Source organism: Variovorax sp. P1_G12 (assembly GCF_056405555.1).
Genome location: NZ_JBFUBW010000018.1, coordinates 84,322 through 106,053, shown reverse-complemented (window position 1 = coordinate 106,053; position 21,732 = coordinate 84,322). Strand labels below are relative to the sequence as shown.

The 21,732-nt window shown below is 69.5% G+C and carries 22 protein-coding genes; 11 read left to right on the top strand and 11 right to left on the bottom strand.

All coding sequences use genetic code 11. The features are described 5' to 3' along the window. Positions 1–13: 13 nt before the first annotated feature. The 3 genes from AC1D2O_RS21165 to AC1D2O_RS21155 are packed head-to-tail and all read right to left on the bottom strand — an operon-like array spanning position 14 to position 4,037. A complete protein-coding gene (locus AC1D2O_RS21165; protein WP_478157856.1) occupies positions 14–1,798 on the bottom strand; it encodes an acyl-CoA dehydrogenase C-terminal domain-containing protein in 1,785 nt (594 codons plus the stop codon). Further along, complete coding sequence (locus tag AC1D2O_RS21160; protein WP_478090217.1) at positions 1,795–3,414, bottom strand: AMP-binding protein; 1,620 nt, start codon at positions 3,412–3,414, stop codon at positions 1,795–1,797. The genes AC1D2O_RS21165 and AC1D2O_RS21160 overlap by 4 nt, the downstream gene beginning before the upstream one ends. A gap of 29 nt (positions 3,415–3,443) precedes the next feature. Beyond that, entirely contained in the window at positions 3,444–4,037 is a 594-nt protein-coding gene (locus tag AC1D2O_RS21155) for a 2-hydroxychromene-2-carboxylate isomerase (protein ID WP_478090218.1), read from the bottom strand. Positions 4,038–4,126: 89 nt separating this feature from the next. Here AC1D2O_RS21155 and AC1D2O_RS21150 point away from each other — a divergent pair, with 89 nt between their 5' ends. The 3 genes from AC1D2O_RS21150 (at position 4,127) to AC1D2O_RS21140 (ending at position 6,598) form a co-directional block, all read left to right on the top strand. Beyond that, complete coding sequence (locus AC1D2O_RS21150) at positions 4,127–4,723, top strand: TetR/AcrR family transcriptional regulator (RefSeq protein WP_478090219.1); 597 nt, start codon at positions 4,127–4,129, stop codon at positions 4,721–4,723. 99 nt (positions 4,724–4,822) lie between these two features. Beyond that, positions 4,823–5,563, top strand: coding sequence for an SDR family oxidoreductase (locus AC1D2O_RS21145; RefSeq protein WP_478090220.1), 741 nt, complete (start codon positions 4,823–4,825; stop codon positions 5,561–5,563). Between the two features lie 48 nt (positions 5,564–5,611). Continuing rightward, entirely contained in the window at positions 5,612–6,598 is a 987-nt protein-coding gene (locus AC1D2O_RS21140; protein WP_478090221.1) for an NAD(P)H-dependent flavin oxidoreductase, read from the top strand. Between the two features lie 61 nt (positions 6,599–6,659). Here the strand turns inward: AC1D2O_RS21140 and AC1D2O_RS21135 are convergent, their stop codons facing one another. The 6 genes from AC1D2O_RS21135 to AC1D2O_RS21110 form a co-directional block, all read right to left on the bottom strand. After that, positions 6,660–8,360, bottom strand: a complete 1,701-nt coding sequence (locus tag AC1D2O_RS21135) for an AMP-dependent synthetase/ligase (RefSeq protein WP_478157855.1) — start codon at positions 8,358–8,360, stop codon at positions 6,660–6,662. Beyond that, complete coding sequence (locus AC1D2O_RS21130) at positions 8,357–9,550, bottom strand: ABC transporter substrate-binding protein (protein WP_478094703.1); 1,194 nt, start codon at positions 9,548–9,550, stop codon at positions 8,357–8,359. The genes AC1D2O_RS21135 and AC1D2O_RS21130 overlap by 4 nt, the downstream gene beginning before the upstream one ends. Before the next feature lie 45 nt (positions 9,551–9,595). Then, positions 9,596–10,381, bottom strand: coding sequence for an ABC transporter ATP-binding protein (locus tag AC1D2O_RS21125; RefSeq protein ID WP_478093506.1), 786 nt, complete (start codon positions 10,379–10,381; stop codon positions 9,596–9,598). A 150-nt stretch (positions 10,382–10,531) separates the two neighbouring features. Then, positions 10,532–11,290, bottom strand: a complete 759-nt coding sequence (locus AC1D2O_RS21120) for an ABC transporter ATP-binding protein (RefSeq protein WP_478093507.1) — start codon at positions 11,288–11,290, stop codon at positions 10,532–10,534. Next, a complete protein-coding gene (locus AC1D2O_RS21115) occupies positions 11,290–12,366 on the bottom strand; it encodes a branched-chain amino acid ABC transporter permease (protein WP_478093509.1) in 1,077 nt (358 codons plus the stop codon). Before AC1D2O_RS21115 ends, AC1D2O_RS21120 begins: the two co-directional genes overlap by 1 nt. Continuing rightward, a complete protein-coding gene (locus AC1D2O_RS21110) occupies positions 12,363–13,259 on the bottom strand; it encodes a branched-chain amino acid ABC transporter permease (protein WP_478157854.1) in 897 nt (298 codons plus the stop codon). The genes AC1D2O_RS21115 and AC1D2O_RS21110 overlap by 4 nt, the downstream gene beginning before the upstream one ends. A 230-nt stretch (positions 13,260–13,489) precedes the next feature. Between AC1D2O_RS21110 and AC1D2O_RS21105 the strand changes: the two genes are divergently transcribed. The 5 genes from AC1D2O_RS21105 to AC1D2O_RS21085 all read left to right on the top strand — a co-directional run bounded on the left by AC1D2O_RS21105 (position 13,490) and on the right by AC1D2O_RS21085 (position 17,142). After that, positions 13,490–13,681, top strand: a complete 192-nt coding sequence (locus AC1D2O_RS21105; RefSeq protein WP_478093512.1) for a short-chain dehydrogenase — start codon at positions 13,490–13,492, stop codon at positions 13,679–13,681. 67 nt (positions 13,682–13,748) lie between these two features. After that, entirely contained in the window at positions 13,749–14,555 is an 807-nt protein-coding gene (locus AC1D2O_RS21100) for an MlaE family ABC transporter permease (RefSeq protein WP_478157853.1), read from the top strand. 219 nt (positions 14,556–14,774) lie between these two features. Beyond that, positions 14,775–15,557: an ABC transporter ATP-binding protein gene (locus AC1D2O_RS21095; RefSeq protein ID WP_478094575.1), complete on the top strand. Its 783-nt coding sequence runs from the start codon at positions 14,775–14,777 to the stop codon at positions 15,555–15,557. Beyond that, positions 15,554–16,540, top strand: a complete 987-nt coding sequence (locus tag AC1D2O_RS21090) for an MlaD family protein (RefSeq protein ID WP_478094574.1) — start codon at positions 15,554–15,556, stop codon at positions 16,538–16,540. Before AC1D2O_RS21095 ends, AC1D2O_RS21090 begins: the two co-directional genes overlap by 4 nt. Then, positions 16,537–17,142: a PqiC family protein gene (locus tag AC1D2O_RS21085; protein ID WP_478157852.1), complete on the top strand. Its 606-nt coding sequence runs from the start codon at positions 16,537–16,539 to the stop codon at positions 17,140–17,142. Before AC1D2O_RS21090 ends, AC1D2O_RS21085 begins: the two co-directional genes overlap by 4 nt. A gap of 43 nt (positions 17,143–17,185) precedes the next feature. Here AC1D2O_RS21085 and AC1D2O_RS21080 read toward each other — a convergent pair whose 3' ends face one another. Next, on the bottom strand, positions 17,186–17,494 hold the full coding sequence (locus AC1D2O_RS21080; RefSeq protein WP_478087168.1) for a DUF4124 domain-containing protein: 309 nt from the start codon (positions 17,492–17,494) through the stop codon (positions 17,186–17,188). A gap of 203 nt (positions 17,495–17,697) precedes the next feature. Here AC1D2O_RS21080 and AC1D2O_RS21075 point away from each other — a divergent pair, with 203 nt between their 5' ends. Continuing rightward, complete coding sequence (locus tag AC1D2O_RS21075) at positions 17,698–17,934, top strand: hypothetical protein (protein ID WP_478087166.1); 237 nt, start codon at positions 17,698–17,700, stop codon at positions 17,932–17,934. Here the strand turns inward: AC1D2O_RS21075 and AC1D2O_RS21070 are convergent. After that, a complete protein-coding gene (locus AC1D2O_RS21070; protein WP_478087164.1) occupies positions 17,931–18,665 on the bottom strand; it encodes a GntR family transcriptional regulator in 735 nt (244 codons plus the stop codon). The genes AC1D2O_RS21075 and AC1D2O_RS21070 overlap by 4 nt on opposite strands. Positions 18,666–18,952: 287 nt before the next feature. Between AC1D2O_RS21070 and AC1D2O_RS21065 the strand changes: the two genes are divergently transcribed. Beyond that, entirely contained in the window at positions 18,953–20,278 is a 1,326-nt protein-coding gene (locus AC1D2O_RS21065) for an aromatic ring-hydroxylating dioxygenase subunit alpha (RefSeq protein WP_478087162.1), read from the top strand. Between the two features lie 12 nt (positions 20,279–20,290). Beyond that, positions 20,291–21,730: a glutamine synthetase family protein gene (locus AC1D2O_RS21060; RefSeq protein ID WP_478087160.1), complete on the top strand. Its 1,440-nt coding sequence runs from the start codon at positions 20,291–20,293 to the stop codon at positions 21,728–21,730. Positions 21,731–21,732: the final 2 nt, after the last annotated feature.

Genomic DNA, 21,732 nt, shown 5'->3' with positions numbered 1-21,732 from the left:
CGCGCCCTTTGCCTCACAGCCAGTCCATTTCCCCCGCCGTCCACGCCGACGCATCCGCACCGAGCACGGCCGCCAGCGATTGCGTCTCGGGCAGCAGCCGCTCGAAGTAGAAGCGCGCGGTCGCCAGCTTGGCGCCGTAGATCGGATCGCCGCCCGGGGACTGCCGCGCCAGCGCCACGGCCGCCATGCGGGCCCACATCCAGGCCAATGCCACATGGCCCATCAGGCGCAGGAAGGGCACGGCCGCCGCGCCCGCGGCGTGGGCGTCGCTGCCGGTGCGCTCGAGCTGCTCGCGTGCCGTACCGCGCGCCAGGGCCACCGCGTCGCTCAAGGGCTCGGCGAACTCGCGCATGCCCTCGCCCTGCGCCTGCGCGAACTGCTCGACCATGTCGAGGAACACACCCAGCCCCGCACCCCCATCGGCCAGCACCTTGCGCCCCAGCAGGTCCATCGCCTGGATGCCGTTGGCGCCTTCGTAGAGCGGGATGATCCGCGCATCGCGCAGGTGCTGCTCGACGCCGTTGTCGGTGATGAAACCGTGGCCGCCGAAGACCTGCATCGCCATGCTCGTGCATTCGACCGCGAGGTCGCTCGAGAAGGCCTTGACGATCGGCGTCGCCAGCGCCAGCAGCATCGCCGATCGCTCGCGCTCCTCCTGGTCCGCGCCGCGATGCGGGACATCGGCCAGGTGCGAGGCCCACAGCGCGAATGCGCGCGCGCCCTCGACGTATGCCTTCTGGGTCAGCAGCATGCGCCGCACGTCGGCGTGCGCGAGGATGGGATCGGCCGGGCCGCTGCGCGCGGCCATCGCCGGCGCCCTGCCCTGCGTGCGGTCCCTGGCATAGCCCAGCGCCTTCTGGTAGGCCGCCTCCATCAGCCCGATCGCGTTGACCCCCACCACGATGCGCGCATGATTCATCATCACGAACATCGCCGCCAGGCCGCGGTTGGGCTCGCCCAGAAGCCAGCCGCTGGCACCGTCGAAGTTCATGGTGCAGGTGGCGTTGCCGTGGATGCCCATCTTGTGCTCGATCGAGCCGCAGGCCAGCGCGTTCCGATGGCCGATGCCGCCTTCGGCCGTGGGCAGGAACTTCGGCACGATGAAGAGCGAAATCCCCTTCACGCCCGGCGGCGCATCGGGCAGCCGCGCCAGCACCAGGTGCACGATGTTGGCCGTCAGGTCCTGCTCGCCGCCCGAGATGAAGATCTTGGTGCCGGTGACCGCGTAGGTCCCGTCGCCGCGCGCCTCGGCGCGGGTGCGCAGCAGGCCCAGGTCGGTGCCCGCGTGCGGCTCGGTCAGGCACATGGTGCCGGCCCATTCGCCCGAGGCGATGCGCGGCAGGTAGAGCGCCTGCTGGGCGGCATCGCCGTTGCTCGCGAGGCAAGTGTAGGCCGCGTGCGACATGCCCGGGTAGGCGGCCCAGCCCATGTTGGCGCCGCAGAACATCTCGTACAGCGCGTTGTCGAGCACCGAGGGCATGCCCTGACCGCCGTGCGCGGGGTCGCAGGCCAGCGCGGTCCAGCCGCCTGAGCAGAAGCGGTCGTAGGCCTCGCGGAATCCCGCCGGCGTCTGGACGACGCCCGGGGCCGGCATGCGGCAGCCCTCGCGATCGCCGCTGCCGTTGAGCGGCGCGATGACCTCGGAGGCGAAGGTGCCGGCAGCTTCGAGGATCTGGTCGAGCGTGTCGGGGTCGAGCGCCTCGTCGCCTGCGCCGGGCATGGTGGCGCAGACGTCGAGCAACTCGTGCAGCACGAAGCGCAGATCGCGCAGCGGGGCGGTGTAGCCGTATCCGCTCATGACGGAGGCAGCTCGCGGCGCAGGATCTTGCCGACCGTCGACTTCGGCAGCGCCTGCAGGAAGCTGATCTGCCGCGGCACCTTGTAGCCGGCCAGGTTGGCGCGGCAGTGCGCCTCGACCTCGCCGGTCGTCAAGGCCTCGCTGCGCCGCACCACGAACAGGTGCGGCGCCTCGCCGGAGCGCTCGTCGGGCTGGCCGATGCAGGCGCACTCGAGCACGCCCTCGTGCATCGCGACCACCGCCTCGATCTCGTTCGGATAGACGTTGAAGCCCGACACCAGGATCATGTCCTTCTTGCGGTCGACGATGGTCATCGCGCCGGTGGCGTCGGCCACCACCACGTCGCCGGTGCGGAAGAAGCCGTCCTCGGTCAGCGCCTTGCGGCTCTCGTCCTCGCGCTTCCAGTAGCCCGCGAACAGCTGCGGGCCCTTGAGCAGCAGCTCGCCCGGCGTGCCGTCCGCCACCGGACGACCGTCGTCGTCGACCACGCGGGCATCGGTCGACGGCACCGGGATGCCGATCGAGCCGTTGCGCCCGGGCGGGTTGAAGGTGGCCGAAGGCGAGGTCTCGGTGAGCCCGTAGGCCTCGGTGATCGGCAGGCCGCCGGCCGCATGCCAGCGCTGCGACACCGCCTGCTGGATCGAGGCGCCGGCGCCGACCACGAGTCCGGTGCCGCTGAAGTCGACCGTCGACAGCTCGGGCGCGTTGACCAGCGCGTTGAACAGCGTGTTGACGCCGATGAAGACCAGGAACGGCGCGCGCTTCATCTCGGCGATCACCGCGCCCGGGTCGCGCGGGTTCGCGACCAGCCGCATCACGCCGCCGAGCTGGAAGGTGATCAGCGACACCTGCAGCGGATAGATGTGATAAAGCGGCAGCGGCGCCACCACCGACCATTCGCGGGTGTCGACCGCGAGCCGCATCCAGCTGAGCGACTGCAGCACGCCGGCACCGACGCTGCGATGCGTGAGCACCGCGCCCTTCGAAAGGCCCGTGGTGCCGCCCGTGTACTGGAGAAATGCCGCGTCGCCGGGCTCGATCCGAATCGACGGCACCGGCAGATCGCCAGCCTGCGCGATCGCAGCCGCAAGCGGCATGGCCCGGCCCGTGCCGCCGGCAGCGCTGCCGCCTTCGGCACCGATCGCGGCCAGCAGTCCGGCCGTCGGCGCCGTGAGGATCTGCTCGACGCCCGCTTCGAGGATCACGCTTTCGAGCGCCTCGCGCAGCGTCTCGGCCAGCACGATGCAGCGCACGCCGGCATCCAGAAGCTGATGGGCGAGCTCGCGCGGCGTGTAGAGCGGATTCACCGGCACGCCGACCAGTCCGCTGCGCAAGATCGCGGCCATCGCGATCGGGAAGGCGAGCCCGTTGGGCAGCATCAGCGCGACGCGGTCGCCCTGGCGCAGGCCGGCCTTGGCGAAATGCGCCGCGAGCCGATCCGACAGCCGTCCGAGCTCTGCATAGGTCAGCGATTCGCTGCCCGCCGTCACCGCGATGCGATCGCCGAACGACGCGATCGAGCGGTCGAGCATGGCCGCCAGCGTCTCGCCCGCAGGCAGGTCGATATCGGTGTCCATCCCGGGCGGATAGGCTGCATGCCAGCGTCGTTGTTCCATGGTGTCTCCTGATGTCGTGTTCGATGCGCTCAGCGCGCGAGCTCTTCGCGAATCATGTCCATGCGGTCTTGGCCGAAGAACATCTCGTCGCCGACGAAGGTGGTCGGCGCGCCGAAGACGCCGCGCGCGACGGCCTCGTCGGTGGTCGCCTTGAGCACCGCCTTGACCTCGGGGTCGGCTGCCAGCGCCTGGATCGCCTCGGGCGCGAAGCCGGCATCCGCCAGCGTCTTCGCGGTGAGCGCCGGCTGGTTGAGGTCGAGCGCATCGATCCACATCGCCTTGAACACGGCCGCCAGCAGCGCCTGCAGGCGCTCGGGCTCGCGCAACTGCACGCCGGTCACGGCGCGCATCAGGAACAGCGTGATGATCGGGAAGTGCGGGTTGTTGAGGTAGGGCACGCCGTACTTGCGCGCATGCCGCTCGTAGTCGCGCACCGTGTAGCGGCCCTTGGCCGGTATGGCGCCGGGCGATGCGTTGCCCGTGGCCTGGTAGACGCCGCCCAGCAGCATCGGCTTGTAGACCAGCTCGGCGCCGGCCGCGGCACACAGGGGTGGCAACTGCGTCCACGCCAGGTACGAAGCCGGACTTCCCACATCGAAATAAAACGCCACGGTCTTTCCCATCGGTGATCCTTTAATAAACGGTCGTTAGGTGAACGGAAGTTATGTTATTGTTTTTTGATTGTCAACAAGGGTTCCCACCGAGGCCTCCCATGCGCTACTCCGCCACCCACAAACAAGAAGTCCGCGAGAAGCTGCTCGCCAGCAGCCGAGCGATCGCCAAGAGCGGCGGCTTCGAAGCCACCGGCGTCGATGCGCTGATGGGCGCCATCGGCATGACGGGCGGCGCCTTCTACAGCCACTTCCCGTCCAAGCAGGCGCTGTTCGAGGCGCTGATCGAGGAAGAGGTCGAGAACAGCGCCGACATGCTCGCCGGCAACGAGGACTCGCCGGCCGACCATGTGGCGCGCTGCCTGCGCGGCTATCTCAGCAGCTTCCACGTCGACAACCCCGACAAGGGTTGCGCGCTGACGGCGCTCGGCCCCGAGATCGCGCGCGCCGGCCCCGAGGTGCGCCGCGCCGTGGAGGCCAGCCTCAAGCGCACGCAGAAGAACTGGAGCGACCGCATCGGCGACTCCGACGGCGCCTGGGCGCTGATCGCCCAGTGCGTCGGCGCCGTCGTGCTGGCGCGTTCGGTCGAGAGCGAGAAGACGCGCAAGGAACTGCTGGCCGCGAGCCGCCGCTTCATCGACCAGGCGTACGCGCTCGAGCACCCCTGCGCGACCTCGCCGGGCCACAAGAAGGCCTGAGGGATTGGCGCGGGTTCGCGCGTCGGTGCTTGACACGCCTTGCCCCTTTGATTAACGTTCGTTTAGTTAAACGGTCATTCATCAATCGAAGGAGACACAATGGCGGAGTCCCAAGGTCAAGGAAAAGTCGCGCTGGTGATCGGCGCCGGCGATGCAACGGGCGGTGCCATCGCGGCCCGTTTCGCCAGGGAGGGCTACATCGCCTGCCTCACGCGGCGCTCGGCCGACAAGCTGCAGCCCACGGTCGACGCCATCCGCGCCAGCGGCGGCCAGGCCTTCGGCTACAGCAGCGATGCCCGCAAGGAAGAGGACGTGATCGCGCTCATCGAACAGGTCGAGCGCGAGCACGGCCCGATCGAGGTGATGGTCTTCAACATCGGCGCCAACGTGCCCTGCAGCATCCTCGAGGAGACGGCGCGCAAGTACTTCAAGATCTGGGAGATGGCCTGCTTCGGCGGCTTCCTCAACGGCCGCGAGGTGGCCAAGCGCATGGTGACGCGCGGCCGCGGCACCATCCTCTTCACCGGCGCCACGGCCGGCCTGCGCGGCGCCGCCAACTTCGCCGCCTTCGCCGGTGCCAAGCACGCGCTGCGCGCACTGGCGCAAAGCATGGCGCGCGAGCTCGGGCCGCAGAACATCCACGTCGCGCACGTCGTGGTCGACGGTGCGATCGACACCGAGTTCATCCGCACCAGCTTCCCCGAGCGCTACGCGCTGAAGGACCAGGACGGCATCCTGAAGCCCGAGCACATCGCCGACAACTACTGGCACCTGCACGCGCAGCCGCGCGACGCCTGGACCTTCGAGCTCGACCTGCGGCCCTACATGGAACGCTGGTAGGCATTCGGCTTTCCGCATCCCCTTCACCGAGACAAGCGACACAACCACATGAAGACACGCATCACCGAACTCTTCGGCATCCAGCACCCGATCATCCAGGGCGGCATGCACTACGTCGGCTTCGCCGAGCTGGCCGCCGCGGTGTCCAACGCCGGCGGGCTCGGCCTCATCACCGGCCTGACGCAGAAGACGCCCGAGCTGCTGGCCAAGGAGATCGCCCGCTGCCACGAGTTGACCGACAAGCCCTTCGGCGTCAACCTGACCTTCCTGCCGACCTTCTCGGCGCCGCCCTACCCCGAGTACATCGCGGCGATCGCCGAGGGCGGCATCCGCGTGGTCGAGACCGCCGGGCGCAGCCCCGAGGCCTACATGCCGGCGCTCAAGGCGGCCGGCATCAAGGTGATCCACAAGTGCACCTCGGTGCGGCATGCACTCAAGGCCGAGGCGATCGGCTGCGACGCGGTCAGCGTCGACGGTTTCGAATGCGGCGGCCATCCGGGCGAGGACGACCTGCCCAACATGATCCTGCTACCGCGCGCGGCCGAGGAACTGCGCATTCCCTTCGTCGCCTCGGGCGGCATGGCCGACGGCCGCAGCCTGGTGGCGGCCTTGGCGCTGGGCGCCGAGGGCATGAACATGGGCACGCGCTTCATCGCGACGAAGGAGGCGCCGGTGCACGACAACGTCAAGCAGGCGATCGTGACCGCGAGCGAGCTCGACACGCGCCTCGTGATGCGCCCGCTGCGCAACACGGAGCGCGTGCTGAACAACGCCGGCGTCGAACGCATCCTGCAGATCGAGCGCGAGAAGGGCGCGGCGCTGCAGATCTCCGACGTCTACGACCAGGTCGCCGGGGTCTATCCGCGCGTGATGGTCGAGGGCGAGATGGACGCCGGCGCCTGGAGCTGCGGCATGGTGGCCGGGCTGATCCACGACGTGCCGACGGTCAAGGCGCTGATCGACCGCATCATGGACCAGGCCCATGGCCTGATCACGGCACGGCTGGCCGGCATGCTCGGAGCGCAGCCGGCCTGAGTCGCGCACGCATGGCACAGCCCGGGCCCCTCGCCAGCGAGGCTGCCCGGGCTTTTTGCATTCAAGCGCTGTAGAGCGCCTCGATCTGCTCGGAAAAGCTGCGCTCGGCCCGACGGCGATGGATGCGCAAGGCCGGCGTCATCTCCTCGTCGTGGACCGACAGCGCGCGCAAAAGCACACCGAAGCTTCGGATCCGGCGGCCCTCCGCGAGCGAGGCATTGAGCCGGTCGATCTCGGCCTGCACCAGCGCGGTCACCTCCGGTCGCAGCACCAGGCTTGCGTAATCCGTGAACGGGATGCCCTGGCTCTGCGCGTAGGTCAGCACGCTCTCTTCTTCGAGCGACACCAGGCAGGCGCAATGACTGCGCCGCGCACCGACCAGCATGGCGCCGGCGATGAAGGCGCTGGCCTGCAGCGCCGCCTCCATCGCGCCGGGCGCAACGCGCTCGCCCGACGCCGTCGCGAAGGATTCCGACAGGCGCCCGACCACGCGCAACGCGCCGGCTGCATCGCTGACCGCGAGGTCGCCGGTGTGCAGCCAGCCATCGTGCGTCGACGCGAGCGGCTGCAAGTCGCCTTCATGCCAATAGCCGGCCGCGAGGGCCACGGGCTGGAGCTGGAGCTCGCCATCGCCGGCGATGCGCGCCATCGACGGCAGCAGCAGGCAAGGCCCGCAGGTCTCGGCGCTCTGGTACAGATCGGCCATCGGCACACCGATGCCCTGGTACCAGCGGGCGAGCGACGCCGCCGCCGCTGCGCCGCCGCTGAACACCTGCCGCGCACGCGCCAGGCCGAGCGAGCGCCGGACCTGCCGCCGTGCCGCGCGCTGCAGCCAGCCCGTACCCGTGCCGTCGACGCTGCGGCGATAGAGCCGGCGCACACGGGGCGCGCTTCGAAGCGCCGCGCTCTCGGTGCGCGACTTCAGCCGCTCCCAGAAGCGCGGCGGCGCATGCACCCAGTGCGGCTCGACTTCGCGCAGGTCATTGCCGACGGTGGCCGGGCTCTCCGGAAAATGCACCAGGCAGTCGCCGAGCACCGGCAGCACGGCCGCGAACATGCGCTCGGCCGCATTGGCCATCGGCACGAAGCACAGGATCCGATCACCGTCCTGCGCCCCGAGCGTGGCCCGCATTTCGGCCGCCTGCCGCAGCGCCGTGGCCTGCGTGACGGCAGCGATGCGCGGCGTGCCCGTGCTGCCGGCGGTGCTGACGAGAAAGCCGATGTCGCCGCCCTGCCCGGCCGCGAGGCGCTGTTCGAACAGCGCCTCGGGCCGCGTCTCGTTCACGGCCATGAAGGCGCCGAGACCGATCACCCGCGGGTCATCCAGCTCGCGCAGCCCGCGCTCCTCGAACACCACCACGCGCGCGAGCCTCGACAACGGCTGGGCCGACGCCAGCAGCTTCGCCGCCTGCTCGGCGTTTTCGACGAAGGCGACCCGCGTGCCGGCGGCCGCCAGATGGCGGCCGATGCGCCGCGCCGAACAGGTCGGATAGACCGCGTGGCTCACGAAACCCATCGCCTGCGCCGCCATGTCGACGAAGAGCCATTCGGGCCGGCTCTCCGACACCAGCGTCACGACCTCGCCGGGCGCCAGGCCGAGCCGGTCGAGCGCCAGCCCGATGGCACGCGCCGTGGCGAAGAACTCGCTCCACGCCACCGGCCGCCAGATGCCGCGCCGCTTGTGCCGCATCGCGACCTGCGCCGGCTGCGCCTCGCAGCGCGCCCGCCAGGCCTGCGGCAGCGTGAGGGCCGCGCTGCTCACAGGCTGCTCTCGGCCGGGTCGATGATCTCCGAGCGCGGCGTCCACTGGCCGTTGACCACCTGCTCGACGCGGCACCACTCGGGGTCGACGTGGTTGTCCTTGAAGCGCTGCGTGTCGTAGGACGACTGGCCCTTGAAGCTCGACGCCTGCAGCGTCTTCACGAGCCTGTCGGTCGTCAGCTCCTTGCCGGTGGCCTCCACGCCCTGCAGGAACCAGGACGCATAGTCGTAGAAGATCAGCGCCACGTCGTCGGGCTCCATGTTGAAGCGCTTGCGGTAGCTGTCGGACCAGCGCTTGTGCGCAGCGTCCTGCTCGGCCGCCGGCGTGATGCGCCAGCCGCCGACGCCGTAGAGGCCCTCGACCGAGGCCTTGCCGATGCTGACGGTGGTGCCGGCGCGGCCCGGGCTCGCGGTCAGCACGTTGACGCCGGTCCAGCCCAGCTTCTTCACCTCCGCCGAGACCGCGATGGTCTCGCGCGTCGTGGTCGCCCCGACGATCAGGTCGACGCCCGCGGCCTTCATGCGCGCCACCTGCGACGAGAAGTCGATGTCGCCGACCTTGTAGCCGGCTTCCGCGGCCAGCGTCATGCCCTTGGCCGCCAGCGCGTCCTTCACGCCCTTGCCGACCAGGTCGCCGAAAGGTCCCTCCTGGTAGATGAAGCCGACCTTCTTGCTGCCGAGCTTGGCCAGGGTCCACTTGAGGCCGGCGGCGGTGGTCGTGTCGTAGTGCAGGTTGGCCGTGAACAGCAGCGGCGAGTCGCCCGAGGCCTTGCGGATCAGCGAGGCCGCGCCGTAGGGCGCGAAGCAGATCACGCCGGCGTCGACCGTCTTCTTCACCGTCGCCACGCCCGGACCCGAGCCGAAGGGGCACAGCATCGCGAACACCTCGTCGCGCCGGATGAGCTTGTCGACCGCACGCACCGCCTGCGGCGGCTGGCTGCCGTTGTCCTCGATCACGAAGCGCAGCTTGCGGCCGTGGATGCCGCCGGCCTCGTTGGCCTCGTCGACCCGCATCTGCAGGCCGTTGCGGATCGGCGGCATGGTGATGGCCGCGGGACCCGACAGGTCGAGGTGCGTGCCGAGCACGATCTCGCTGCCACTGACGCCCGCGGCGCGGGCAGGCGCGGTGAGAAAGGCGGGCGCGAGGCCGGCCAGGCCGGAACTCAGCAGGGTGCGACGGCGAAGGCTCATGGATGTCTCCTGAAGTGAGGGTGGGATGAAAGACAGGACCGGCGGCTAGCGCCAGCTGTCACGCCGGCGCTGTGGCCGCAGGCCCGGCTCGGCACCGGCCACCGCATGGGCGGCAGCGCCGCCGAGATAGAAATCGCGCACGTCGTCGCGCTCGCGCAGCCTGGCGCAGCTGTCGGCCGCCACGATGCGGCCAAGCTCGACGATGTAGCCGTCGTCGGCGGTGGCCAGTGCGATGGCGGCGTTCTGCTCCACCACCAGCACCGCGGTGTTCGTCTCGCTGCGAATGCGCTGCACGATCGCGAAGATCTCCTTGGTGAACAGCGGCGACAGCCCCAGCGAAGGCTCATCGAGCAGCAGCAGGCGCGGCCGGCCCATGAAGGCACGGCCGATCGCCACCATCTGCTGCTCGCCCCCCGAGAGCAGGCCGGCGGCCTGGGCGCTGCGTTCCCTCAGCCGCGGGAACCACTCGAACACGCGCTCGATGTCGCGTGCCACTTGCGGGTCACGGCGGCGTGCGAAAGCGCCCATGCGCAGGTTCTCGATCACGCTCAGGAAAGTGAACACCTGCCGGCCCTCGGGCACCAGCACGACGCCGGCGCGCGCCACCTCGTCGGCATCGCGGCCGTCGATGCGCTGGCCCTCGAACTCGATGCTGCCCTTGGCCGGGTCGATCACGCCGGCGATGGTGTTCAGCAGCGTGGTCTTGCCGGCGCCGTTGGCGCCCAGCACGCAGACGATGCGGCCGGCCTCGACCTCGAGGCTGATGCCGCGGAGGGCGTTGACCGGCCCGTACCAGGTCTCGATGTTGCGTACGCTCAGCAGTGCAGTCATGTCGAGTGCTCCACCACGTGACCGCATGACCCGCGGCGCATGAAACCGGCGCAGCCAAAAGCCAGGGATACCGCGGAACCGGCTTTGCCGGGCCGCTGGTATCGCCCCCTCGAGGGGGCGGCGCCGCAGGCGCTTCGGGGGTGTTTCATCCTATGCTCCCAGGTAGGCAGCGATGACTCGCGGATCGGACTGCACTTCGGCCGGCGTGCCGAGCGCGAGCCGCTGGCCTTGCTCCATCACCAGCACGCGGTCGGCCACCGCCGAGACCAGCGACATGTCGTGCTCGACCATGACCACGGTGATGCCGAGCGCGTCGCGGATGTCGCGAATCCAGTGCGCGAGCTCGTGGGTCTCCTCGGGGTTGAGGCCGGAGGCCGGCTCGTCGAGCAGCAGCAGCTTCGGCCCGGCCGCCAGCGCGCGGCCGAGCTCGACGACCTTGCGGATGCCGTAGGGCAGCCCGGCGACCAGGCTCATGCGGTATGGCGCGAGTTCGAGCAGCGCGATCACGTCCTCGACCACCTCGCGCGTGGCGTTCTCGGCGCGCCGCACCACCGGCAGGTCGAGCAGCTGCGCGAACAGGCTGCCGTGCGGCGCCGAATGGCGGCCCAGCATCAGGTTGTCGAGCACGGTGGCGCCCTCGAACAGCTCGATGTTCTGGAAGGTGCGCGCGATGCCGTGGCGCACCACGTCGTGCCGCGCCACCCGGGTGATGTCGCGGCCCCGCAGCCGCACCGCGCCGCCGCTGGCATCGAACACCCGCGTGATCAGGTTGAAGACCGAGGTCTTGCCGGCGCCGTTGGGCCCGATGATCGCGAACACCTCGCCCTCGGCGACCTCGAAGCTGACGTCGCGCACCGCGCGCACGCCGCCGAAGGACAGGCTGAGCCGATCGACTTCGAAGAAGGCCATCAGGCACGCTCCGATCGCATGTAGGCCTTCTGGCGCTTGAAGCCGGCGCGCTGGCGCAGCGGGAACTCGGCCAGCGCGCCGCGAATGCGCAGCCAGCGGCCGTTGAGGCCGCGCGGCTCGAGCAGCACGAAGAACACCAGCACCGCGCCGTAGACGAACAGCTCGAGCCCGAACTGGCTGCCGATGCGCGCCGGCAGCAGCGGCTTCATGAGCGAGATCAGCGACGGCAGCATGCCGATCAGCAGCGCCCCGAAGATGGCGCCGCGCAGGCTTCCCATGCCGCCGATGAAGACCATCAGCACCAGCTGCAGCGAGAGCGCGAGACCGAAGCCCTCGGGCGTGATGAACTGCGTCTGGTGCGCCAGCAGCGCGCCGGCCACGCCCGACACGCTGGCCGAGATCACGAAGGCCAGCACCTTGGTGCGCGCCACGTGGATGCCCAGGCCCTGCGCCGCGGCCTCGGAGTCGCGCACGCCGACGAAGGCACGGCCAGTGGCCGAGCGCATCAGGTTGAGCAGCAGCCACAGCACCAGCGCGAGCACCGCCAGGCACAGGTAGTAGAACGGCCGCGGCGCCCCCAGGCTCAGGCCGAACAGCACCGGGTCGGGCACCGCGAGGCCGCTGTGGCCGCCGGTGACGGATCTCCAGCGGCCCACGACATGCTCGGTGACGATCGCGAAGGCCAGCGTCACCACCGCCAGGTGCAGGCCCGAGACGCGGATCGCCGGCAGGCCCACCAGCAAGCCCGCCAGCCCGGCCGCGGTGCCGGCGGCCAGCAGCGACAAGGGCAGCGGCAGGCCCAGCGTCAGCAGCTGCGCATGCGTGTAAGCGCCGATGCTCAGGAAGGCCGCCTGCCCGAGCGACACCTGTCCGGTGAAGCCGGTCAGTGTCATGAGCCCCAGGCTGGCGATGCACATGATGAAGATGAACGAGGCCTCGCCGACATAGAAGGTCGGCATCGCGAAGGGCGCGGCCACCAGCGCGGCGGCGAGCGCACCGTACAGCAGGCGCTGCTCGCGCGTGCGCAGCAGCGCGCGGCCCTCGGCGTAGCGGGTCTGGCAATTGTCCCTGCTCATACGCGCCTCCCGTGCGCTTCGCCGATCAACCCCCGCGGGAAGAACACCAGCACCGCGATCAGCACCAGGTAGGGCATGACATCCTTGAAGCCGTCGGGCAGGTAGACGCCCGAGAACTGCTCGATCAGCCCGATCAGCAGGCCGCCGAGGATGGCGCCGGGCACGCTGCCGAAGCCGCCGAGCACCAGCGCCGCCAGTGCCTTGAGCATCACGAACCACAGGCCCAGGTCGACCAGCGAGATCGGCGCCAGCAGGACGCCGCAGAGCGCCGCGATGGCGCCCGAGATCGACCACACCAGCGAGTTGAGGCGCTTGACCCGCACGCCGCACAGGTAGGAGGCCAGCTGGTTCTGCGACGAAGCCTGGATCGCGACGCCCAGTGCGGTGCGCTGCAGGAAGACGAAGAGCAGCGCCGTCACGCCGAGCGCGGCCGCGATGATCACCAGGTTGAGGTCGGCCACCACGGCGCCGGCGATCGGGGTCGTGCGTTCGGTCCAGGGCGTCGGGTAGCTGCGCGAATCGGGACCGAACACCATGCTGGTGCCGCCTCGGATCATGAAGCCGATGCCGATGGTCAGCATGACACCCGCGAACTGCGGCTGGCCGACGATGGCGCGCATCACCCGGGCTTCGAGCATCCAGCACAGCGCCGCGGCCAGCAGCACCACCAGCGGCAGCGCGAGCCAGAACGACAGGCCGGCCTCGACGATGAAGTACCAGGCCGCAAAGGACGACAGCATCAGCACGTCGCCATGTGCGAAGTTGAGCACCTCGGTGGCCTTGTAGCCGAGCACCAGGCCGAGCGCGACCAGGCTGTAGATCGCGCCGGTGGAAATGCCCTGCAGGCCGAGCTGGATCAGCTGCGCCAGCGAGACGGAATCGAATGCACCCATTTTGTCCTAACGATCGTTAACCAAACGATCGGCAGACTATAAGGAGATGCGGCAGCTTCAGTCTCTAGTGGTAAGCCCCAGGGTTCGCCTCGGCCGGCGATGTTCGAAAGCAGCGACGCCCGATGTGCGATATGCACGATCCGGCCGCCGCAGTTGTCTCGCGGGGGAGTTCCGTCATCGACATGACGCCGTTATTCAGGATGATCAAGGCACACCCCGAGGAAACGACCATGAACAGCCGCAACCGCCCGATCCGCGCCGGCCGCACGCCACAGCCCACGGCGCGGCGTTCCATCGCCGAAGCGCTCTCGCGCAAGCTGGGCAAGCTGGTCGGGACCGATCGGCGCCAGGCGTTGCGGGCCCGGGAGCGCTTCGATCGGCTGGAGCCCGATCAGCGCCTGCGCGAAGTCGGCGAGTGGTAGCCGGCACGGTCTGAGCGGCACGGCCCGAGCCATTCGCTACCATCGACGGACAATCGTTGTCCGTCGAATGACCTCTCCCCTCCCCCAACGCCAAAGCCTCGGCGCCCTCGCGCGATCGGCCGTCGGCCCGCTCGAGCGGCCCTTGCACTTCCTCGGCGAGGTGCTGCTGTCGGCCGCTGCCGCGCTGCGCGGCCGCTGGACCTTCCGCCGCGAGGACCTCGGGCGCGTCCTGGCCGACTGCAGCGCAAGGGCGGTGCCGATCGTCCTGGTCGTGAATCTGCTGGTGGGCGCCATCCTGGCGTTCGTGGGCGCGGTCCAGCTCGCCAAGTTCGGCGCCGGCATCTTCGTCGCCGACCTGGTGGGCATCGCGGTCGCGCGCGAGATGGCGGCCATCATCACGGCCGTGGTCATCGCCGGGCGCACCGGCGCCGCATTCGCCGCCGAGATCGCGACGATGCAGGCCAACGAGGAGGTCGATGCGCTCGAGGTGCTGGGCCTGACCGCGATCGACTTCCTGGTGCTGCCGCGCGTCGCTTCGCTGCTGTTGATGATGCCGCTGCTCTACATCTTCGCCTGCCTGGCCGGCCTGCTGGGCGGCATGATCGTGTCGGCCGCCATGCTCGACGTGTCCGGCGCCGCCTACATGCAGCGCACGGCCGAGGCGCTGACCTGGACCCATCTGGGCCTGGGTATCGGCAAGTCGCTCACCTTCGGCGCCCTGGTCGGCATGGTCGGCTGCTACTACGGCCTGCGCGCCCAGCGCAACGCGGCCGGCGTCGGCGTGGCGACCACCGGTGCGGTGGTGACCAGCATCGTCGGCATCATCGTGCTCGACGCCATCTTCGCCATGTGCGCCAACGCCCTGGATATATGAAGCACCCCCGAAGCGCCTGCGGCGCCCCGAGTCGCTGCCACAGGCAGCGGCTCTTCGGATCCGTCCAAGCCTGCGCAGGCAGGCTTGGAGCCGCGGACCTCAGCCCCTCCAGGGGGCGATACCGGCGGCCCGGAAAAGCCGGTTCCGCGGTATCCCTGGTATCGGAATGCGCCGGTTTCATACGCCGCGGGTCACCCGACAGCGCGGTGGAACATTGACATGAGCCTGCTCGCGGTGGACCAGCTCGTCATGCAGTTCGGCGATCGGCTGATCCAGAAGGACGTGTCGCTCAAGGTCGAGAAGGGCTGCATCTTCGCCGTCATGGGCGGCAGCGGCTGCGGCAAGAGCACGCTGCTCAGGCACCTGGTGGGGCTGCTGCCGCCGGCGGCCGGCAGCGTGACCTACAGCGGCGTCGACTTCTGGGCCAGCGACGATGCGCAGCGTTCCGCGCTGCGCTCGGGCTTCGGCATGCTGTTCCAGAGCGCCGCGCTGTGGTCGTCGATGACGGTGCTGGAAAACGTCTGCCTGCCGCTCGCGCGCCAGACCCGCCTCGATGCGAAGCAGCGCGAGCGCAAGGCGCGGGAGGTGCTCGAATGGGTCGAGCTGGGCGAGTTCGCGGACTTCTATCCGTCGTCGCTGAGCGGCGGCATGAAGAAGCGCGCCGGCCTCGCGCGCGCCATCGCCGCCGAGCCCCCGCTGCTGTTCCTCGACGAACCCTCGGCCGGCCTGGACCCGATCAGCTCGCGCCGGCTGGACGACCTGATCCTCGACATCCGGCACCGCACCGGCGCGGCCGTGGTCTTCGTGAGCCACGAGCTGCCGAGCCTGTTCGCGATCGCCGACGACGGCATCTTCCTCGACGCCGACAGCAAGCGCCCGATCGCGCACGGCTGCCCGCGAGAATTGGCCCGCCAGGATGTGCATCCGACGGTCCATGCCTTTCTCCATCGGGAGGTGCCGCCCCCGGCCGCACCTGCCTCCACCCCCAAGGCCACCCCATGAAACGCAACGCCCTGCTGATCGGCGGCTTCGTCGTCGCCGCCTTCGCCATCACCATCGCGGCCATCCTCTGGCTCGGCGGCAACGACCTGTTCACCCGGCAGCAGAAGGCCCGCGTGTACTACCAGGGCAACGTGAGCGGCTTGTCGGTCGGCGCGCCCGTGACCTTCCGCGGCGTCACGATCGGGCAGGTGACGGACATCGGCATCCAGATGGACGCCGCTTCGCTGAAGACCACGGTCCCGGTCACGCTCCGGCTGCAGCCCACGGCCCTGCACCTGACCCATGTCACCGAGAACAAGGCCCCCGACCTGCCGGACCTGGTGCAGCGCGGGCTGCGCGCCCGGCTGGCTTCGCAGAGCGTGGTGACCGGCCAGAAGGCGATCGAGCTCGACTTCCTGCCCGACACGCCGGCCACCTTGCTGGGCGGCCCGGGCGCGCCCGAGATCCCGGCGGTGGCGGACCGGTTCGGGGCCCTGATCGACCAGGTCGCCAACCTGCCGCTGCACGACACGGTGGCGGAAATTCGCCAGGCGGTGCAGGAGCTGAGCACCACGCTGGTGTCGGTGCAGCACACGCTGGACGGCGCCAAGGACGTGCTCGGCGGTGCCGCGAAGGAGCTGCAGCTGACCGGCGCCGAATCGCGCAAGACGCTGACGGCCGCGACCGAGGCCATCCGCCAGCTGCAGGGCAGCTCGGAAACCACGCTGCGATCGATCACGCAGCTGGCCGACACCTCGCGCCAGACGGTGCTCGCGGCCCAGCCGGAATTGCAGCGCACCCTGGTCGGCGCCCGGCAGGCCTCGGAAACCGCCAAGCTCGCGATGGAACGGCTGGCGGACGTCGCGGCACCGGGCGCGCCGCTGCGCGGCGATTTCGAGGCCGCGATCAAGGATCTTTCACAGGCGGCGCGCAGCCTGCGCTCCTTGAGCGAGCAGCTCGAGGAAAGGCCCAACGCCATCATCTTCGGGAACCCACGCCAATGAATGCACTGAACCGATGGGCGGCCTGGCCGCTGTGCGCCGCGCTGGCGGCGATGCTGGCGGCCTGCGCCTCGACGCCGGCGCCGGTGCTGCTGACGCTGCCGCCGGCCGTATCGGCACCGACTGCCGCCTCCGCGCCGGCCAGCGTCCGCGTGCTGGCCGTGGGCCGGCCCGAGATTCCGGAATACCTGGTCGCGCGCCGCGTGCGCTACCGGGCCGAGGCCAGCACGCTGGGCGAGTGGCCCGACACCTTCTGGGCCGAGCGCATCGAGATCGGGGTCGCGCGCGAGTTCAACGCCGCGCTGCGCGAGCGACTGCCCGGCTGGCGCCTGTGCGAGGCCAACTGCAGCGAGCAGTCGCCCGCTCTTTCACTGCAGGTGGTGCTGAGCCGCATGGACTATGTGCGCAGCGAACAGCGCCTCAAGGCGACGGCGCGCATCGCACTGTGGAGCACGGACCGCGCGCCGCGCCTGCTGCACGGCGGGGAGTTCAGCTACGACATCCCGGGCGACGCCGACAGCGCGCAATCGCAGGCGCGGGCATTGACGGAACTGCTGCGCCGGGTGGCCGCGCAGGCCGCAACGTCGGTTGCCGCGGTGCCCTGAGCCGGGAAGCGCAGCGGCCGAACGCGAACCGGCGCCGGCCTCGCTAGCGCAGCGCCTGCCTTTCTGAACGACGCTCGCCTGAGCGATTCACCGGGATGAAGTCGTACGACCCGCCGGCCTCCCGCGCGCGCATGCCTGGCATCGCCGGCGCAGCGATCCGATCGGCCCCGGCGCCGAACGCGGTCGACTGCAGCGCCGGGCCGGAGAACGCGGCGCCGCACGGCCGGTCGGACAGGACCGTCTGGCCGCGGTCATCCTTGCAGCGATGGATCTCGGCGGAGGCCATTGCGCTTGCCGCGAAGATGCCGATCACGACGATCGTTCGGGCCACGTGCTGAACCAGGAAGGGCATGGGGTCGCTTTCGGTGTTTCGGCGATCCTAGGGGCGCGCGGCCTATTTGCAACAAGTTGTATCTACGCGGCCGCGCCGGCCGTGAAAAAAGTCACGCAGGGTCGGCGCCCCGAGCCCGAACACCGCCGGTCCAGACGATCGACCACGCCCCACCGAGGCCACCGATCTAAGATGCGGACCCACCTCCCGAGGAAAGCATCTTCATGAAAAAGATCGCGCTCGCATCCGCCGCCTGGATCCTCGCTGCCGTGCCGACTTTCGCATCCGCCCAGGGTGATGGCGGCAGCCAGACCCGATGCGAACTCCAGTACAGCACGTGCAAGCAGACGGCCAAGGCCGACTACCAGTTCTGCAAGACCGCCTCGGAGAAGAACTGCCGCCCGCGGCTCGACAAGGCGCTCAAGAACTGCAGCGTCAGCCGCAACAACTGCCAGAACTAGCCGCGGGGCTTGCCGGCCACCAGCCGCATCCCCGGCATCAGCTCGGCCGCGAGTTCCGGCCGCTCGAGCGCGTACTCGAGATTCATGCGCGCGATCTCCACGTGCTCCTCGCCCAGCGCCTGCGCGCGCGAGCCCTGGCCGCGCTCGATCGCCTGCACCATCGCGTGGTGCGTGCGATGGGCCTGCTTCATCCACTGGTGCCCTTCTTCCATCGACGACTGCATCGGCAGCATCGCGCTCGGCGACGCGAAGGGCTGGCCGTCGAGCATGTCCATCACGCGCTGCAGCGCGACGTTGCCGCAGCCCTGCATGATGAGCTTGTGGAAGCGGTCGTTCATCTCGACGTAGGCCGCGTAGTCGTCCAGCCCCATCTCGGCCTTGTTGACCGCCTTGTCGCCATCGTCGAGGCACTCGTGCAGGTCGCGCAGCAACTGGCGCGAGGCGCCGTCCTCGGCCAGCAGGCGGGCGGCAAAGCCCTCGATCACGCCGCGCACGCGGATCGCGTCGGCGATCTCCTGCGAGGTGAAGCGGCGCATCTGGTAGCCGCCGCTCGGCGACTGCTCGATCAGGCCCTCGTGCTCCAGGCTGGTCAGCGCCAGCCGCACCGGCGTGCGCGAGGCACCGAGTTTTTCCGCCAGCGGGATCTCGGCGAGCCGCTCGCCGGGCACGAATTCACCCTTGAGGATCAGGTCGCGGAGTTGAACCAGCACGCGGGATTGTTGGGAGTCCATCTGGGTCGGCAAAGCGAAGGGATGGTTCGATTCTAAGGAGAACGACGGCCATTGCACACAAGCATCGCCAGTTGGTCCGGATGTTGCATACATCAGAACCATGATGCATCCATTTGAATGGGATGCACCGCATAGACGCGCCAGACACTAGGTGTTAACCCTTTATTTCAGGCCGTCAACATTCAATTCGAACGGAAAACAATTGACCTTGGACAAAGACAGCTTAGACAATGTATGCAATTGCATGCAGTGCATGTTTCCAACTGTCACCCCTCGATGGAGCACCCATGATCAGCGCTGAACAAAACGATTTCATCACCCGGGTCGGCCCCGGCACCCCCGCGGGCACGCTGCTGCGCCGCTACTGGCAGCCGGTGGCACTCGCCGACGAACTCGCCGGCCCGCGCCCGGTCAAGCCGGTGCAGTTGATGGGGCAGCACTTCGTCCTGTTCCGCGACGAGAAGGGCCAGCTGGGCATGCTCGACCGCGACTGCCCGCACCGCGGCGCCGACCTGGCCTTCGGCCGCCTCGAGGACGGCGGCCTGCGCTGCCCCTTCCACGGCTGGCTGTTCGACGCCAAGGGCAACTGCCTCGAAACCCCCGCCGAACCCGCGGGCAGCAAGCTGTGCAGCCGCATCAAGCAGGCCGCCTACCCGGTGGTCGAGCGCGCCGGCACCGTGTTCGCCTACATCGGCGAAGGCGAGCCGCCGGCGTTCCCCGAGTTCGACTGCTTCGTGGCGCCCGACTCGCACACCTTCGCCTTCAAGGGCCTGTTCGAGTGCAACTGGCTGCAGGCGCTCGAGGTCGGCATCGACCCGGCGCACGCCTCGTACCTGCACCGCTTCTTCGAGGACGCGGACACGTCGGAAAGCTACGGCAAGCAGTTCCGCGGCGCCTCGGCCGACTCCGACATGCCGATCACCAAGGTGCTGCGCGAATACGACCGCCCGGACATCAGCGTCGACCCGACCGACTACGGCATGCGCCTGACCGCCTTACGCAAGCTCTCCGAGACCCAGACCCACGTGCGCGTGACCAACGTGGTGTTCCCGCAGGCCTTCGTGATCCCGATGAGCGCCGAGATGACCATCTCGCAGTGGCATGTGCCGGTCGACGACACGCACTGCTACTGGTATGCGATCTTCACCAGCTTCACCGGCCCGGTCGACAAGCAGCAGATGCGCGACCAGCGGCTCAAGCTCTACGAGCTGCCCGACTACACCTCGCGCAAGAACAAGCGCAACAACTACGGCTACAGCATCGACGAGCAGCGGACCGAAACCTACACCGGCATGGGCGACGACATCAACGTGCACGACCAGTGGGCGGTCGAGTCGCAGGGCCCGATCCAGAATCGCACGCGCGAGCACCTGGGCAGCACCGACAAGGGCATCATCGCCTACCGCCGGATGCTGGTGAAGGCCATCGAGAGCACGCAGGCGGGCGAAGGGGCGCCGATGCTGATCGACGCCGCGCAGGCCAGCGCACTCACCGGGCCGCCGTCGATCGACGGCATCGGCGAGTCCGGCAACACCGACGGCTACTGGCAGAGCGCCGACCGCGAACGCCGCCTCAAGTCGGACTGGGCCTCGGCCCGCCTGTCCGCCGCCTGAGCACGTCCCGCCATGAGCTCCTTTGTAGACCGCCACGGCCTCTGGTCCGACGACCAGCAGAAGCAGGCCCAGGAACTGGTGCGCCGCATCGATGCGGGTGACCTCGATGTGGTGCGCTTCGCCTGGCCCGACCAGCACGGCCTGCTGCGCGGCAAGACGCTGGTCGCCAGCGAGGCCCGCGCCGCGCTGTGGGACGGCGTCAACCTGACCTCCACGCTGCTGGCCAAGGACACCTCGCACAAGACCGTGTTCCCGGTGTTCGCGGCCGGCGGCGGCTTCGCCATCGAAGGCTTCCAGGGCGGCGCTGATTTCACGATCGTGGCCGACCCCTCGACCTTCAAGGTGCTGCCGTGGACGCCGCGCACCGGCTGGATCCTGTGCGACGCCTACATGGCCGACGGCAAGCCCTGCCCGTATGCGACGCGCCAGATCCTGCAGCGCGCGGTGCACCAGCTCGGCGAGATGGGCCTGGACTTCATCGCCGGCCTCGAGGTCGAGTTCCACGTCTTCAAGCTCGACGACCCGCGCATGGGCCTGGCCGATTCGGGCCAGCCCGGCGAGCCGCCGCGCGTGTCGCTGCTGTCGCACGGCCACCAGTACCTGACCGAGCTGCGCTACGACCGCGTCGATGCCGTGATGGAGCTGCTGCGCTCGCAGCTGATCGGGCTCGGCCTGCCGCTGCGCTCGCTCGAGATCGAGTTCGGCCCGAGCCAGTTCGAGCTGACCTTCGGCCCCACGGCCGGCGTGCTGCCGGCCGACACCATGGTGCTGCTGCGCAGCGCCATCAAGCAGATCTGCCAGCGCGCGGGCTACCACGCTACCTTCATGTGCCGTCCGCGCATCCCGAACGTGATGTCCAGCGGCTGGCACCTGCACCAGTCGCTGCGCCGCAGAAGCGACGGCGTGAACGCCTTCATGCCCTCGGAGCCTGGCCAGGACTTGAGCGACCTCGGCCTGCACTACCTCGGCGGCCTGAAGGAGCATGCCTGCGGCTCGGCCGCACTGGCCAGCCCGACGATCAACGGCTACCGGCGCTACCGCCCCTTCTCGCTGGCGCCGGACCGCGCCATCTGGGCCCGCGACAACCGCGGCGCGATGCTGCGCGTGCTGGGCGGCGTCGGGCAGAATGCGACGCGCATCGAGAACCGCGTGGGCGAGCCGACGGCCAACCCCTATCTCTATCTCGCGTCGCAGCTCTTCTCGGGCCTGGACGGCATCCGCAACAAGACGAACCCCGGCCCGTCGGCCGACGCCCCTTACGAAACGCCCGCCGAACACCTGCCACGCTCGCTCGGCGATGCGCTCGCCTGCCTGCGCCAGGACGCGATGCTGAACGAACAGATGGGCAAGACCTTCGTCGACTACCTGTGCCACATCAAGGAAGCGGAGATCGCCCGCTTCAACCTCGAGGTCAGCGAGTGGGAACACCGCGAGTACTTCGACATGTTCTGACC

Bases quoted from the DNA above. Each gene is read 5' to 3' on its own strand.
- AC1D2O_RS21165 (WP_478157856.1), bottom strand. From the start codon at position 1,798: ATGAGCGGATACGGCTACACCGCCCCGCTGCGCGATCTGCGCTTCGTG.
- AC1D2O_RS21160 (WP_478090217.1), bottom strand. From the start codon at position 3,414: ATGGAACAACGACGCTGGCATGCAGCCTATCCGCCCGGGATGGACACC.
- AC1D2O_RS21155 (WP_478090218.1), bottom strand. From the start codon at position 4,037: ATGGGAAAGACCGTGGCGTTTTATTTCGATGTGGGAAGTCCGGCTTCG.
- AC1D2O_RS21150 (WP_478090219.1), top strand. From the start codon at position 4,127: ATGCGCTACTCCGCCACCCACAAACAAGAAGTCCGCGAGAAGCTGCTC.
- AC1D2O_RS21145 (WP_478090220.1), top strand. From the start codon at position 4,823: ATGGCGGAGTCCCAAGGTCAAGGAAAAGTCGCGCTGGTGATCGGCGCC.
- AC1D2O_RS21140 (WP_478090221.1), top strand. From the start codon at position 5,612: ATGAAGACACGCATCACCGAACTCTTCGGCATCCAGCACCCGATCATC.
- AC1D2O_RS21130 (WP_478094703.1), bottom strand. From the start codon at position 9,550: ATGAGCCTTCGCCGTCGCACCCTGCTGAGTTCCGGCCTGGCCGGCCTC.
- AC1D2O_RS21125 (WP_478093506.1), bottom strand. From the start codon at position 10,381: ATGACTGCACTGCTGAGCGTACGCAACATCGAGACCTGGTACGGGCCG.
- AC1D2O_RS21120 (WP_478093507.1), bottom strand. From the start codon at position 11,290: ATGGCCTTCTTCGAAGTCGATCGGCTCAGCCTGTCCTTCGGCGGCGTG.
- AC1D2O_RS21115 (WP_478093509.1), bottom strand. From the start codon at position 12,366: ATGAGCAGGGACAATTGCCAGACCCGCTACGCCGAGGGCCGCGCGCTG.
- AC1D2O_RS21110 (WP_478157854.1), bottom strand. From the start codon at position 13,259: ATGGGTGCATTCGATTCCGTCTCGCTGGCGCAGCTGATCCAGCTCGGC.
- AC1D2O_RS21105 (WP_478093512.1), top strand. From the start codon at position 13,490: ATGAACAGCCGCAACCGCCCGATCCGCGCCGGCCGCACGCCACAGCCC.
- AC1D2O_RS21100 (WP_478157853.1), top strand. From the start codon at position 13,749: ATGACCTCTCCCCTCCCCCAACGCCAAAGCCTCGGCGCCCTCGCGCGA.
- AC1D2O_RS21095 (WP_478094575.1), top strand. From the start codon at position 14,775: ATGAGCCTGCTCGCGGTGGACCAGCTCGTCATGCAGTTCGGCGATCGG.
- AC1D2O_RS21090 (WP_478094574.1), top strand. From the start codon at position 15,554: ATGAAACGCAACGCCCTGCTGATCGGCGGCTTCGTCGTCGCCGCCTTC.
- AC1D2O_RS21085 (WP_478157852.1), top strand. From the start codon at position 16,537: ATGAATGCACTGAACCGATGGGCGGCCTGGCCGCTGTGCGCCGCGCTG.
- AC1D2O_RS21080 (WP_478087168.1), bottom strand. From the start codon at position 17,494: ATGCCCTTCCTGGTTCAGCACGTGGCCCGAACGATCGTCGTGATCGGC.
- AC1D2O_RS21075 (WP_478087166.1), top strand. From the start codon at position 17,698: ATGAAAAAGATCGCGCTCGCATCCGCCGCCTGGATCCTCGCTGCCGTG.
- AC1D2O_RS21070 (WP_478087164.1), bottom strand. From the start codon at position 18,665: ATGGACTCCCAACAATCCCGCGTGCTGGTTCAACTCCGCGACCTGATC.
- AC1D2O_RS21065 (WP_478087162.1), top strand. From the start codon at position 18,953: ATGATCAGCGCTGAACAAAACGATTTCATCACCCGGGTCGGCCCCGGC.
- AC1D2O_RS21060 (WP_478087160.1), top strand. From the start codon at position 20,291: ATGAGCTCCTTTGTAGACCGCCACGGCCTCTGGTCCGACGACCAGCAG.